Here is a 13,800-nt window from a genome sequence, read left to right as displayed (position 1 = left end):
TGCCGAAGTTTCCCCACTTTGGCAGTTTTTTTAATTTATTGTGACGTTATTTTTTTTACAAGCCTTTGATAATTTTTCGACCAGGCTTCCTCATTTGTCGGACTGACTAATTTATTTTCCTCGATTGCTTTTTTTCTTAAGTCATCCACTTCTTTTTTGAAATTCTCCCCCGATTTTTGAGCATAATCTTTAGAAAAATATTTTGATTGGCGAGAATAAGCCTTCAGTTTTGCGTCTTTAATCTCTTCTTCTGTATCTGCAAAATATTCATCATAACGAAGATCGGTTATTTTCCCTGAATCTTTTAACGTAATAACAGTTAAACGTCCAGAAAGCCCCTCCCCAAAATCTTCTGTTAGACTTGTATAATGTTCTTTTGAGGGTTCTTTGATTTCCTTGGCTAAAGCCCTAGCAGCAGGAAGATAACCATTATTAGCGCTATTGGATTGACCTTTGGCTGTCTGGAATGCGCCATCTAGACGATTTTCAGCAACCATTTGATTTTCTAGAAAAGTCATCGTATTAACAACGGTCACTAACGATTGATCAGTTCGGGCGTTGTTCGCTTGAAAATTTGCATAGCCGGATAAACGTTTTGTCACTCCTGCCCATTCTTCAGAATAATAGTTTTTAGGTCCACGTTCATCAAATTCCACTAACTGAATTTGTTGATCCTTAACAACTACATCAATTAAAGCCGTATAGCCGCCATCAAACACGACTTCATGATGATAATAATCCCCTTGAACTTCCCCGATTTCTGGACGACCTGACCAATACATCTTTTGAGCTTTTTCTTCTGGACTAATTCCTGATTGTCCATTATTAGCTTCTACTGTAGCGCCAGAAACAGCATCAACTTCAAAGGTATGTCCATTACGCTCATAACTCACTTTGGCAGCACTCTCTTTTGGTTGATTATTCGTGTTTGCCTGCTCCTCCTGCTTTACAGAAGTGGCATTAGTGGCTTCCGAGACACCACTCGTTACTTGGACTGCTTCTGCTTCAGTACTTTCTTTCATTTTTTCAGTTCGTTGATCTGGTTGGCACCCCATTAAAATAATCATTGAACAAAATAACCCGACAACTATCTTTTTAGTTTTCATTTTCCCTCCTTTTGAAACTCATTGAATTACCATTTAATTTTAATATAAGTAGAATGAAAAGTATAGCTAAGCAATCGTTTTTTCTTCATACGGCGATAAACTTAACTGTCCAGATAAATACTCACCTAAATAGATTTCCTGTAATCTTTGGAAGCCTTGTTCTTGGATTTGCGTTAATAGCCAGTGCTCATCTTTTTTGATTAACTCTAAGACATCCATGTTGGCTTGACCGTCCACAATAATCGGATAACGAATACTTTCATCGCCATATTCGACGATTGTTAATTGACCATTTTGTTCTAAAACCGCCCGTTTAACAAGCTGGACTTCATAAATACCATTTGCTCGTAATTTAAACATTAGATCATTTGCAGAAATACCATTTTTCAAACATTCCTTCACCACAACCTGTCCATCCTTGATTAAAGTAATGGGTTTACCATCCACAATTTGCTTCACATAGCGATTGTGTTCTTTTGCAAATTTTAAAATTAAGACTAATAATGTCCACAAAATTAACACTAATACAAATTGGAGCACCGTAATTGAATCATTATAAATAACACCACCAATAATGCCCCCCAATACATAGTTTTGCACTTGGTCCATAGCCGATGTGGGCGCCAAATTCCCTTTTCCCATCAAATTAATTTGGACAATTAAACAAATAATACCTAAAGCAAATTTAATAATAATTGGACTATAAAACTGCATTAATTTTCCCTCACTTTACTTTATGATTTCAATCGTTGGTGTTAATAAATACGTTTCTTGTAACGTATAAGACTGCTGATCCGTACTTAAACTCATTTTATAAAAGACTTCGTCAATTTTAACTATGGTTCCGTCAGCCAATTGTGTACCATTGACATAAACTTTTTCTGGAGAAACCTTTTTTTCCTGTGCCACTTGTTCGACAAAATGTACCATTTGTGAAGATTGTGAATGCTGATTTTGGTTCAGTTGATAATTGGAATATTGAACCCCTAAAACAAATAATAATGATAAAAAAATAATAATACTTAATTCACGATATTTCGTTTGAATTTGATGTCGCACATAAAAACTAAACACAATGACTAGCCCGATTAACAAAGCAAAAATAAAAAAATACTTTAAGTAATCATTTAAATTAGATTGGCTTTTTAAATACTCGATGCCATAAAAATTCATGTTCTTGTCCACTCCTTGATAGGTTCGTTATAGTAAGTATTCTATCTCAAAAAAAACAATCACGCCTACTTTAATACCTTATAACAAGAAAAAGCTCAGCGCAATCATCTTGAGAATGACTGCGCCGAGCTTCAATCTTCTAAAGATTCAGCTACTGATTGATTACAAATTAATTTTACATCAAACTTTTCAGTTCAACATCTGGATATTTATCCGCAAACCAGCGTTCCGCAAATTGGTTTTCAAATAAGAACAATGGTTGGTCGAAGCGGTCCCGTGCCAAAATGTTTCGGCTAGAGCTCATGCGTTCATCTAAATCTTCTGGATTAATCCAGCGGGCAATTTTAGAACCCATTGGCGTCATTACCACTTCAGCATTGTATTCATTGGACATTCGGTATTGGAAAACTTCAAACTGCAATTGACCTACTGCACCAATGATATATTCTTCTGTTAAATATGTTTTGTATAATTGAATGGCTCCTTCTTGAACCAGTTGGTAAATTCCTTTATGGAAAGATTTTTGTTTCATCACGTTTTTGGCAGTCACTTTCATGAATAATTCAGGGGTAAATGACGGCAACTCTTCGTATTGAACATTCATTTTCCCTTCATACAAAGTATCGCCAATTTGGTAATTTCCTGTGTCGTACACACCGATAATATCGCCTGCAACAGCTTCTGTGACGTTTTCACGGGCATCCGCCATAAATTGCGTCACGTTACTTAATTTGACTTTTTTGCCTGTTCTACCTAAAGTCACGTCCATGCCTCTTTCAAAAACACCTGAACAGATTCGAACAAAGGCAATTCGATCACGATGGGCTGGGTTCATATTCGCTTGAATTTTAAAGACAAAGCCTGAAAATTCTTTTTCGTAAGGACTTACTTCGCCACCCTCTTCTGTTTTATGCGCATGTGGCGCAGGCGCAAATTGTAAGAAGGTTTCTAAAAATGTTTGAACCCCAAAGTTTGTCAAAGCAGAACCGAAGAAGACTGGCGTTTGATCACCACGAGCGATTTTTTCCTCGCTAAATTCATCGCCTGCTTCTACCAATAACTCAACATCTTCCAACACTTGTTGATAAACGCTGTTATTGTGCAATGGTAAATCACTTGGGATATCGCCATCTTTTAAAGGAATAAAACGCTCCCCACCATTATTTTCTGGACGATATAATTCCACACGTTCATTATAAATATCGTATAGACCTTCTAGGCCTTTTCCCATACCAATTGGCCAGTTCATTGGATAAGATTCAATATCCAATAGTTCTTCCAATTCTTCTAAAAGTTCCAATGGTTCCCGTCCGTCACGGTCCAATTTGTTAATAAAAGTAAAAATTGGAATACCACGTTTTTTAACAACTTGGAAAAGTTTTTTCGTTTGTGCTTCAATCCCTTTGGCACTGTCAATAACCATCACAGCACTATCTACGGCCATCAATGTCCGATACGTATCCTCTGAGAAATCCTCATGCCCTGGGGTGTCCAAGATATTAATCCGTTTGTCTTGATAGTCAAATTGCATCACAGAACTCGTTACCGAAATTCCCCGTTGTTTTTCAATTTCCATCCAGTCAGATTTGGCAAAGTTCCCTGTTTTTTTCCCTTTGACGGTTCCAGCTTGGCGGATGGCGCCCCCAAATAATAATAATTGTTCAGTAATCGTTGTTTTCCCAGCATCCGGATGGGAAATAATCGCAAACGTACGGCGACTATCGACTGCTTCTTTTTGATTGATCGTCATAAAAATCTCCTTATCACTTGTGATGTTTATTTATTTATTTTCTTCAGCATAATTTTTGATTAACCTTTGCTAGTATATCATGTCAAGCCTTGAGAATAAAGAGCTGCTGTTGGCTGTTTTTTAAAAGGAAAACCTGCGACATTAGTCAAAACGACTGATGTCACAGGTTATTTTTAACGTCTTGGTTCGTCATCTTCCATTTCTTTACGGAAAAAACGACGATTTTCTTCTGGTTCTTCATCGACAGTTTCTTCATCGTAGAAATGAACGCGTAAGACTAGCAAACGTGTGCCTTCCATTTCTTCAGCAGTTAACTTAATATTGCCCACTTCAAAAGAAGGTTTTTCCCCTTCATCAGGAATGGTTCCTAATGCTGTAATTAAGTAACCTGCCATTGTATCAACATCGCTCATGTGTAAATCTGTTTCAAATACTTCATTAAATTCGTCAATTAACATGCGTCCTTGAACCAAATATTCATTGTCAGCCACTTGTGTATATAAATTTTCTACTTCATCTGTTTCATCGTCAATTTCACCAACGATTTCTTCTAGTAAATCTTCTAGTGTTGCTAAACCGACAACACCGCCATATTCATCTAGTAAAATCGCCATTTGGTTTTGTGTTCGTTTTAACTCATAAAGTAAATCATCAATAAAAATGGTTTCTGGGACAAATAATGGTTCTTGGATAATCGCGCCTAATTCAATGTTTTCAAAGCCTAAATTACGTGCAGCTTTTAGTAACGTTTTGGTATGTAAAATACCAACAATTTTATCTTTGTCTTCACTATAAACAGGAATCCGAGAATAATTTTCTCCTAAAATTAAATTGATGTTTTCTTGGACATCATCTTGGATGTCAACCATGAATGCGTCTGTCCGAGGAACCATTACTTCTCGTGCCACTTTTGTATCTAATGAAAAGACACCTTGTAGCATTTCTAGTTCTTCGTTTTCCAAAACACCTTCTGTTTCAAGCATGTAGCGCATTTCATCTCGTGTCATCTTCGAATCGGCATCATCGAAAGTCATTGGTGTGATTTTGGATAATAAATCGGTCGAAGCCGATAGCAACCAAACGAAGGGACGCGCGATAACTCCTAAAAAGCGGACTGCACCAGAAGTCAATTGAGCGACTTCTTCTGATTTATTCATAGCAATTCGTTTAGGGTATAATTCACCAAATACAATAGAAACGTACGTTAACAAAGCTAAGATAATGATACTGGCAAGACTCTTAGCTGCGGCGCCGCCACCTAATACAGGGGCCAAACGACTAGATAAAGTCTCTGCTAATGAAGCACCAGATAGGATATTAACCAAAGTAATCCCTACTTGGATTGTGGATAAAAAGTTATTGGGGTCTTGCAATACCTTAAGCAATTTTTGAGCTTTTGCGTCGCCGTCTTCCGCTTTTTGTTCCACACGATTCTTGTTAACAGATACGACTGCAATTTCCGCCGCTGCCAAAAAGGCATTGATAAACGTCAACACGACTAATAATAGAAGTTGCGCAATTAGCGACTGACTCTCAGGGTCAGCATTATTCATAATGTTCTCTCTCTCCTTAATTGTTGATAATTCCGAGGCTGTACTTTCGTACTCTTTTAACGTTCTTCCTCTTTTTATGGTTAGGCTTAGAAACAGACACAATCAGTATTATGACAGGTTATTTTCTATCCTAATCCATAAAATCATAGCACGAAAGATTAGCGGATTCAATCATTAACCGTTATTTTCTTTCGTATTTGTTTCATTCCCTAAAAGAACGGCATTGGTAACTTTTTCACTACGACCCGCTTTGACCATATCAATAACATAGTAGATAATGGTCCGGCAGATTGCGTAAAATGGGACACCGAGGAAAATACCTAGCAAACCTGCTAAATTTCCTGCCACCAATAAAATTAAAATAATCGTTAATGGATGGATTTTTAGAGATTTTCCGATAACGTTTGGATAAATAATATTTCCGTCCAATTGTTGAACCACTAGCACCACTAAACAACATAAGGCTGCTTTGACGGGTTCATTAAAGATGGTCACTAAGACAGCGGGCGCTAATCCTAGATAAGGGCCTAGATAGGGAATCAAATTCGTAAAGCCGGCAATGACACCAAATAAAAAGGCATAACGAACGCCAAGCAATGAATACCCAATAATCGTAAATGTACCGACAAATAAACATTCAATCGCTTGTCCACTAATATAACTGGATAAGGTTTGGTTCAATTGTCCTAAAAGATCCACAATATCATCTTTTCTTTTCTCAGGTAAAAAGCGTTGAATCGCTGGTACTAGCTTATCTCCATCTTTTAACATATAAAATAAAATAAATGGCGCAGTGACCAAAACAATGGTGGTTGACGCCACCGTTGATACGATTGAACCTAAGCTACTTGATAAACTACTTAAAAATTGTTGGATAATATTGGCATAAGAAATATCCATTTTTTCAATATAGCTTGTTAAATCAATTTGTTTAAAAATAGGTAACTCCGCAATCTCATAAATCCAGGTCTCCACTTGTTTAAAGAAATCCGGCATACTTGATGCTAAACTAGCTAGCTGATCTGCCAACTTAGGGATAATTGTTAATAAGATCAGAACTAATGCGATGATTAGTAATAAAAATACCAGTAAGACGGCATAAATTCGTTTCATTTTCGTCTTCATTAGTAGATTGACCACAGGATTTAGTAAATAATACAAAAAGCCTGCTACTAAGACTGGGGCAAACAACGTTGAAAAGAATGTCCCAATCGGTGCAAATAAGAAATTAATTTTCGAAGCAATAAATAATAGCATGGCCACGACAAGTAATTCAACTGACCAGAAAAATAATTTCGATTCTTTAAATCGATTAATCACAGCGGCTCCTCCTTTATTTTTGTTCAATTGTTGCTGTTTTATTTTATCACACCTTCCCCCCTCAGTCATTGAGAATACTTCATTGCTAGAACTTTTTCGTGGTATAATAAAATAGAAACAGATTCTGAACTTGGGGGTTTTTCTATGCATGTAGCTCAAACAAAAGATACCATGAGTGATCTTTATTTAGATGCTGTCCGGCTTCGTCAACGCGTATTCGTAGCGGAACAAGGGGTACCAGAAGAGATGGAAATCGATGAATATGAAGCACATTGTATTCACTTTGTTTTGTACACGGATCATGTAGCTGTCGCAACTTGTCGCTTGCTTCCACTAGAAAATGGCGTTATGAAATTACAACGAATGGCCGTTGAAAAAGCTTACCGTGGCGCCGACTATGGACGAATGATTATGGAAGCGGCGGAAAATTTTGCCAAAGAACAAGGCTACCACAAGATTACTCTAGGAGCACAAGTCACCGCTGTAGGCTTCTATGAACGTTTAGGTTATCAAAAAACAGGAGCACCTTTTATGGATGCTGGCATTGAACACTACGAAATGAATAAAGAACTATAACACCAATTAAATCGGAAAATTTAGAGCTTGGAGCATTAGCCATTTTGGCTAATGCTCCAAGCTCCTTTTGTGGGCTGTTTACATCGGCTATTTTTTTGATAGCTGTTGATAACGTTGATACCAGATATCTACATATTCGGGCGAGAAGGGGCCTTTTTCGTTATTAATCCAATCCACTAAAGTCTTGACATTTTCTTTTAAAATGAAGTCAATATCTTCTGGATAATCCATTAGTTTGCTATGAAATTCATATTCATCAACGTCTAGTAAACGTTTTTCACCATCTGGAAAAACCTTGATATCTAAATCATAATCAATATACTTCAACGCTTCGTCATCTAAAACATATGGCGAAGCCAGATTGCAGTAATACGAAACCCCCTTTTCTCTAATCATTGCTATTATATTGAACCAATATTTCTTGTGAAAATAAACAATGGCTGGTTCACGAGTCACCCACCGACGTCCGTCGGATTCCGTTACTAACGTGTGATCGTTCACACCAATTAAAGAATACTCGCTCGTTTTTAGTACCATCGTATCACGCCACGTTCGATGTAAATGTCCGTCATGTTTATAACTCTGAATGGTTACAAACTCGCCTTCTTTAGGAATTCCCATAATACCCCAACTTTCCCCAAATAAAGTAAAGCAATGTTACTTTTTGGGTGTTCATACATCGATATCGAAATAATTATATCATATCTTTTGAGTTTGCGTACATTGAGTTCACTTAAAGAAGACGATTTCTGAAAAAATTTAATTCAGATGACCAATTAGTTCAAATTCAGTAAATATTTTCAGCTTAATTACTGTATTTTTTCAAAGACTGATACTGCGCTCTCTCTTAAAACCTGATTTAATTCGTCAACATTTGTTTTACCAGTTGTTTCAAGCCACGCAACGGCTGCTTCAGAACCTTGTTGAACAAATGGAAGCACGCCGTCTGCCCAAGTTGCGCGACCACATAAGACTCCATTAAACGAGGAACCTGCTTTTTTTGCAAATTTTAATGTTTCCTGAAACATCGTAGCACTAACCCCTGCACTCAAGAAAATAAATGGAAGTTGTGTTGCTTCACTTTGCATGTTGAAAAAAGCCTGCGCTTCATCTTGGCTATAAAGACTTTCAGTGCCAAAACCTTCTACAAAATTCATGTTCACAGGGACTTCTACTTTTAAAACATCAACATTATAGCGATCCTTTGAAAATTCTTTCATCGCTTCAATTACTTTGTGCGGTTTTACTTTAGCGTATTCTTTTGAAGCACTATCCGAATTGTTTGCATCATAAGAGACAATTTCTAAAAAGAATGGAATTTCTTCGGCTAAACACTCTGAACCAATCCGTTCTATATAAGCTTTCTTTTGTTCATTGGTTGCTTCACTTTCGTCAACATCGTAGTAAAGTAAAAATTTACACGCGTCTGCGCCCACTTCTTTTAAACGCTTAACCGACCAAACATCAAGACTATCGGGTAACCGTCCTGGTGTCGAAGCATCGTAGCCCGTTTTTTCATACGCAAGTAACAAACCTGAAGTCTGTGCTCGATTTTCAGCAGCAGCTAGGCCATATTCTGGATCCAACAAAATTGCTGAAGTCTCTGGTGTTAAGCAACGAGATACTAATACTTTAAAGTCACTGATTTCTTGCGCAGTCACCTCTTTGTATTTTCCCATCATGCGTTTTAAAGCCCCACGTTGATCAATGGCTAGTGCGCCAATAATCCCTTGATCATCTACCAGATTTTCTAAATGTTTACGTTTTTGTTCACTAATTTTTTTCATTCTGTTCCCTCTCCTAATTGATTATTTAGTAACGTAGCAATTTCAGCTGGCGAACTTGCTTGTTTCAGTCCAGAAGTAACTTCTTCTCTTAATAGGAGGCGCGCAACGGAAGAGAGTAATTTCAAATGTGTCGTGCCAGCTTCGGCATCTGGAATAAACAGCGCAATCACAAACTCCGTTAATTGGTTGTCAAGGCTCTGCCACTCAACACCTTGGTCCAAGGTAACGATGATAATGGCCGCTTGTTGAATCGTTGCTGCTTTTGCATGAGGTATCGCAAATCCATTCATCATCCCCGTTGTTCCTTCTTGTTCTCGCTCGTTCAGTTTATCGAAAACTTCCTGTGCGTCCTGAGCAACTTCCAATTCTGTTGATTTTTTTGCTAAAAAGTGAAAAACATCCTCTTGCGTTTGTAACTGTTGATTTAAAAAAATATGATTTTCTTTAATAAAAGCCATTCCATCCACTCCTAATTCCTGTTATTTCATTTTTTTGATAACGATTGCTCTTGTTTGGCGATTCTACTTTTTTGTACAAAACCTAGCAATAAACCGCCTACCAATGAACCAGCTAAAATTGCCAGAACCCATTGAACAGCGTGAGTAACAACTGGTAAAACAAGAAAGCCTCCATGAGGTGCTGGCACTTGTACCCCAAACATATACGTTAAGACTGCCGCAATTGAAGATCCGAGCATCATAATTGGTAAAACCTTCAATGGGTCTTTTGCCGCAAACGGAATAGCGCCTTCTGTAATATGTGTGGAGCCTAAAATAAAGTTCACTAGCCCCGCATTGCGTTCATTTGTGTCAAAGTATTTTCCAAAGAATAATGTAGCAAAGCCTGTAATTAAAGGTGGCGCTATGCAGGCAGCAGAAACTCCTGCCATAAAAGAAGTATTTCCTTGAGCTAAGAGTGCCGTCCCAGTAACATAGGCCGCTTTATTAACTGGACCTCCCATATCAAAGGCACACATACAACCCACAATTATTCCTAAAACCAACGGACTGGAGTTTTGGAAACTAGCTAAAAAGCTCATCATTCCTTCGTTAACAGCTTTCATCGGATCTGCTAGTAAAGACATAGTGATACCAATAACTGCAACGCCAATGACTGGATAAAGGAAAATTGCTTTTAAACCATCTAATGATTTAGGCAAACCTTTAAATACTCTTTGTAATAAAAGAATGAAATACCCAGCAAGGAAACCAGATAATATCCCTCCTAAAAAGCCAGTACCACCAGTGTTAGCAATCAAACCACCGACAAAGCCCACAACCAAACCAGGTCGTTTGGCAATCCCCTCTGCGATATACGCAGATAAGATTGGCACCATCATGCCCATTGAGGCATCACCAATACTTTTTAACATAGCAGCGGTAGCATTATACTGACTACTTTCTGGATCAAATGAATAAATGCCCCAAATAGCAAAAGAAAGAGCAATTAAAACGCCGCCTGCTACTACAAACGGCAACATGTGAGAGACGCCATTCATTAAGTTTTTATAAATACTATGTCCAACATTTCCTGAAGAAATTTGTGTCTCCTGTTCAAGTTCGTCCACTGCTTGGTTTTCGGCCGCAATCGATCCTTTGCCTGCGAGTGCTTCTTCAATTAAGCGATCTGCTTCTTTAATCCCCACACTGACAGGGACATCAATAATTCGTTTCCCAGCAAAACGTTCTGCTTGAACGTCTTTGTCGGCGGCAATAATGACTGCCTCCGCTCCTTGGATTTCTGCAGGGGTTAACTCGTTTTCTATACCAATCTGACCATGTGTTTCAACCTTAATCGTAATACCTTTACGTTTCGCAGCTTGTTCCAATGCCTCCTGTGCCATATACGTGTGCGCTATTCCCGTCGGACAACCTGTAGCAGCTATTAATTGATACGTAGCCATCTGTTTATTCCTCCTCTTGAATCTTTATTTGTTGCTCTAACTCCTGAACATCTGAAAAATCTGTCAATCCTTTGCGAAATGCTGTTGAACTACCTGCTGCAATACTTCTTTTTAAATTTTTTTCCAATGATAGTCCTTGATGCCAACCAGCTAAAAAGGTACCTAACATTGCATCCCCTGAACAAGCTGTATTCACAACCATTCCAGTTGGTGAATTACCTGAAAGAACCTTTTCATTGTTCATAAATAAAGCCCCTTCACTACCTAAAGAAAGTAAAATATTTTTGGCTCCCCGCTTCAGTAATTCTTGTCCGTAAAAAATGTAATCGTCCTTAGTCTGCACTTTTGCATGAAACCACTCTTGAAGTTCTTCTTCATTTGGTTTCAATAAAAATGGTTGATAAGGCAAACAATCTAAAATTTCTTCATAACTACTGTCTAAAATTAAGAACACCTGCTTTTCAAAACAAATTCGGCTAATTTCAATCAAAATACTTGGCGAAACCCCTTGTGGTAAACTTCCTGATACACACAAATAATCCCCTTTACGTAACGCTGAAATTTTTTTCAAAAAGCGTTGTACATGTTCTTCAGATAATTTTGGTCCCTTATTGACTAATTTGTATTCCTTTTGATCTTGGGTAACTTTTGTAAACACATTGATTCTCGTTGTGCCAGCGACTTCGATAAAATCAGTGGTTATCTCTTTTTCTTTTAAATAATCCTCGACATAGTTCCCAGTGAAACCAGCTTTGACTCCCAAAGCGGTATTATCAATCCCTAACATCTTTAAAATTAGGGAAACATTGACTCCTTTCCCGTTTGCTTGAATATCATCTTCCTTCGTGCGATTCACGACAAAAGGAACTAGCTCTTCTGTTTCGATAAATAAATCAATGGCTAAATTTAATGTACATGTATAAATAGTCACTGTAGTTCCTCCTTTCTCCTCTTTATTATGTCTCAAAATATCATGTAAAGGTTTTCATTCTTTCGCAAAAATATAGAAAACATTTACAATTTCATAATTTCTCTAGCTTTTTTATTTTTTTTCATTAAAAATAGGCTTATAAATGTTTTTTTAGTGAAAGAAAGAAGGGCTGGCCATTATGGAACAAAAATTGAGTGAGTCAGAGCAATATCTCTGGCATTTTATCGAAACACATATTTTAGAAATCCCTGATTATTCCATTGTAAAATTAAGCGAACGAGCCAACGTATCAACTGCGACGATTGTAAGAACTATGAAAAAGAAAGGCTATGAAGGTTTCACATCCTTCAAGCATCACTTGAAAGATAAAGAAAACCAAAATATAAATTTTTCAGCATTAGAAAAAGTAGACCGAGGAATTCGGACAGCCATTTTAAAGAATGAAGAAGAAGTAACTCGCACGATTAACATGATTGAAATTGGTAATATCGAAGATGCGATCCAAAAAATCAAAGCTTCTCGACGGATTATTATCTTTGCTAGAGGTTTTTCAGAATTAATTGCTCAGGAAATGATGGTTAAGTTTCAATTGGCTGGCAAATACTGTGAACTGCATACGGACCCAGAAATTATTAAAAATATTAGTAAAAAGTTATCAAAAAAAGATGTGGCTCTTTTTGTTTCTTTAAACGGAGAAACCCAAGAATTAGTTGTCGCTGGTAAAAACTGTTACGACTCAGAAATTGGGACTATCCTTTTAACTGCAAGCAAACACTCTAGTTTAATGAAATACATTGAAATTCCGTTCGTAGGCTTCAAATCAGAAGGCTCCTTTTTCCCCGATTATGAAGTGCGTTCACGGTTACCATTATCCATTCTGGCCAGAATTTTATTGGACGCCTATGCTCTAAGAACGACAACTTAGGCTTTCTTAAATAATAAAAAACAAGCATTCCTTCACTTAAAATAAAGGAATGCTTGTTTTTATTTTGCAACAAAACGTGCTTCTACTCGATAGATTCGTTGACCACGACTAGAAAATTTTTCTTCGTATTCTGTCATAATGTTGCCTTCAAACTCGCTATTATGCAAATCTAGCCACACACGTTCAATAATCATGCCATATTTAGAAAAGCTACTTAATGAGTATTCGAAGAGCCCTTGATTATCCGTTTTAAAATGAATTTCTCCATTTGGTTTTAAAATAATTTCATCTGTCGCTAAAAAGTTTTTATACGTTAAACGACGTTTTTCATGTTTTTTCTTTGGCCAAGGATCTGAAAAATTTAAATAGATTAAATCTACTTCATTTTCAGCAAAATATTCTGTTAATGCTTCGCCGTCTACTCGCAATAACTGTAGATTAGGTAACGGATCGGCCACTAGTTTATCTAATGCAATCGATAAAATACTTAATTGCATATCGATACCAATATAATTAATTTCAGGATGTGCTTTAGCCATTTCATAAATAAAACGACCTTTACCTGAACCAATTTCAATGTGGATGGGATGATTATTGCCAAAACGTTCTTGCCATTTCCCTTGCCATTTTTCAGGACCTTCTACCACATATTGTGGATATTTTGCCATATATTCCGCTGCTCCGGGTCTATTTCTTACACGCATATTTAAAATTCCTTTCTTTTAAAAACAGACTGGTGAAATTCGCCAGCCTGTGTGGATGTTAAATGAATTAGT

General features: G+C 37.2%; 14 protein-coding genes. 2 read left to right on the top strand and 12 right to left on the bottom strand.

The window, feature by feature from the left end:
• Window positions 1-35: 35 nt before the first annotated feature.
• From IGM04_RS02230 to IGM04_RS02205, 6 genes are all read right to left on the bottom strand, one after another.
• Window positions 36-1,106 carry a hypothetical protein gene (locus IGM04_RS02230; protein WP_086317653.1) on the bottom strand — a complete coding sequence of 357 codons (1,071 nt, stop codon included), beginning with the start codon at window positions 1,104-1,106 and terminating at the stop codon, window positions 36-38.
• Between the two features lie 66 nt (window positions 1,107-1,172).
• Window positions 1,173-1,820, bottom strand: coding sequence for a DUF421 domain-containing protein (locus IGM04_RS02225; RefSeq protein WP_002368017.1), 648 nt, complete (start codon window positions 1,818-1,820; stop codon window positions 1,173-1,175).
• Between the two features lie 15 nt (window positions 1,821-1,835).
• Window positions 1,836-2,279 carry a DUF3290 domain-containing protein gene (locus tag IGM04_RS02220; RefSeq protein WP_002355544.1) on the bottom strand — a complete coding sequence of 148 codons (444 nt, stop codon included), beginning with the start codon at window positions 2,277-2,279 and terminating at the stop codon, window positions 1,836-1,838.
• Window positions 2,280-2,454: 175 nt separating this feature from the next.
• A complete protein-coding gene (locus tag IGM04_RS02215; RefSeq protein WP_002355543.1) occupies window positions 2,455-4,029 on the bottom strand; it encodes a peptide chain release factor 3 in 1,575 nt (524 codons plus the stop codon).
• A gap of 173 nt (window positions 4,030-4,202) precedes the next feature.
• Window positions 4,203-5,582 carry a hemolysin family protein gene (locus tag IGM04_RS02210; RefSeq protein WP_002363168.1) on the bottom strand — a complete coding sequence of 460 codons (1,380 nt, stop codon included), beginning with the start codon at window positions 5,580-5,582 and terminating at the stop codon, window positions 4,203-4,205.
• Between the two features lie 174 nt (window positions 5,583-5,756).
• Window positions 5,757-6,971: an AI-2E family transporter gene (locus IGM04_RS02205; RefSeq protein WP_002384914.1), complete on the bottom strand. Its 1,215-nt coding sequence runs from the start codon at window positions 6,969-6,971 to the stop codon at window positions 5,757-5,759.
• A 75-nt stretch (window positions 6,972-7,046) separates the two neighbouring features.
• Between IGM04_RS02205 and IGM04_RS02200 the strand changes: the two genes are divergently transcribed.
• Window positions 7,047-7,478, top strand: a complete 432-nt coding sequence (locus tag IGM04_RS02200) for a GNAT family N-acetyltransferase (protein WP_002384912.1) — start codon at window positions 7,047-7,049, stop codon at window positions 7,476-7,478.
• Window positions 7,479-7,565: 87 nt separating this feature from the next.
• On the opposite strand, the gene bph is transcribed toward IGM04_RS02200, so the two are convergent.
• The 5 genes from bph to pfkB form a co-directional block, all read right to left on the bottom strand.
• Window positions 7,566-8,099 (bottom strand): biofilm phosphatase Bph, encoded by a 534-nt coding sequence (gene bph / locus IGM04_RS02195; RefSeq protein WP_002355538.1) that lies wholly within the window; start codon window positions 8,097-8,099, stop codon window positions 7,566-7,568.
• A gap of 188 nt (window positions 8,100-8,287) precedes the next feature.
• Window positions 8,288-9,265 (bottom strand): tagatose-bisphosphate aldolase, encoded by a 978-nt coding sequence (gene lacD / locus IGM04_RS02190; RefSeq protein ID WP_086317652.1) that lies wholly within the window; start codon window positions 9,263-9,265, stop codon window positions 8,288-8,290.
• Window positions 9,262-9,723, bottom strand: coding sequence for a fructose PTS transporter subunit IIA (locus IGM04_RS02185; protein ID WP_002358680.1), 462 nt, complete (start codon window positions 9,721-9,723; stop codon window positions 9,262-9,264). Before IGM04_RS02185 ends, lacD begins: the two co-directional genes overlap by 4 nt.
• Before the next feature lie 26 nt (window positions 9,724-9,749).
• Entirely contained in the window at window positions 9,750-11,168 is a 1,419-nt protein-coding gene (locus IGM04_RS02180; RefSeq protein ID WP_002355535.1) for a PTS fructose transporter subunit IIC, read from the bottom strand.
• A 4-nt stretch (window positions 11,169-11,172) separates the two neighbouring features.
• A complete protein-coding gene (gene pfkB, locus IGM04_RS02175; protein ID WP_086317651.1) occupies window positions 11,173-12,099 on the bottom strand; it encodes a 1-phosphofructokinase in 927 nt (308 codons plus the stop codon).
• 178 nt (window positions 12,100-12,277) lie between these two features.
• On the opposite strand from pfkB, the gene IGM04_RS02170 reads away from it, so the two are divergent.
• Entirely contained in the window at window positions 12,278-13,024 is a 747-nt protein-coding gene (locus IGM04_RS02170) for a MurR/RpiR family transcriptional regulator (RefSeq protein ID WP_002363162.1), read from the top strand.
• A gap of 59 nt (window positions 13,025-13,083) precedes the next feature.
• Here IGM04_RS02170 and trmB read toward each other — a convergent pair whose 3' ends face one another.
• Entirely contained in the window at window positions 13,084-13,728 is a 645-nt protein-coding gene (gene trmB / locus IGM04_RS02165; RefSeq protein ID WP_002371476.1) for a tRNA (guanosine(46)-N7)-methyltransferase TrmB, read from the bottom strand.
• Window positions 13,729-13,800 lie beyond the last annotated feature (72 nt).

Source organism: Enterococcus sp. DIV2385 (assembly GCF_051711925.1).
In the GTDB taxonomy this organism is placed as follows: Bacteria; Bacillota; Bacilli; order Lactobacillales; family Enterococcaceae; genus Enterococcus; species Enterococcus faecalis.
Note: the sequence above shows the minus strand (reverse complement) of the source record. Positions and strands in the feature narration are given on the sequence as shown.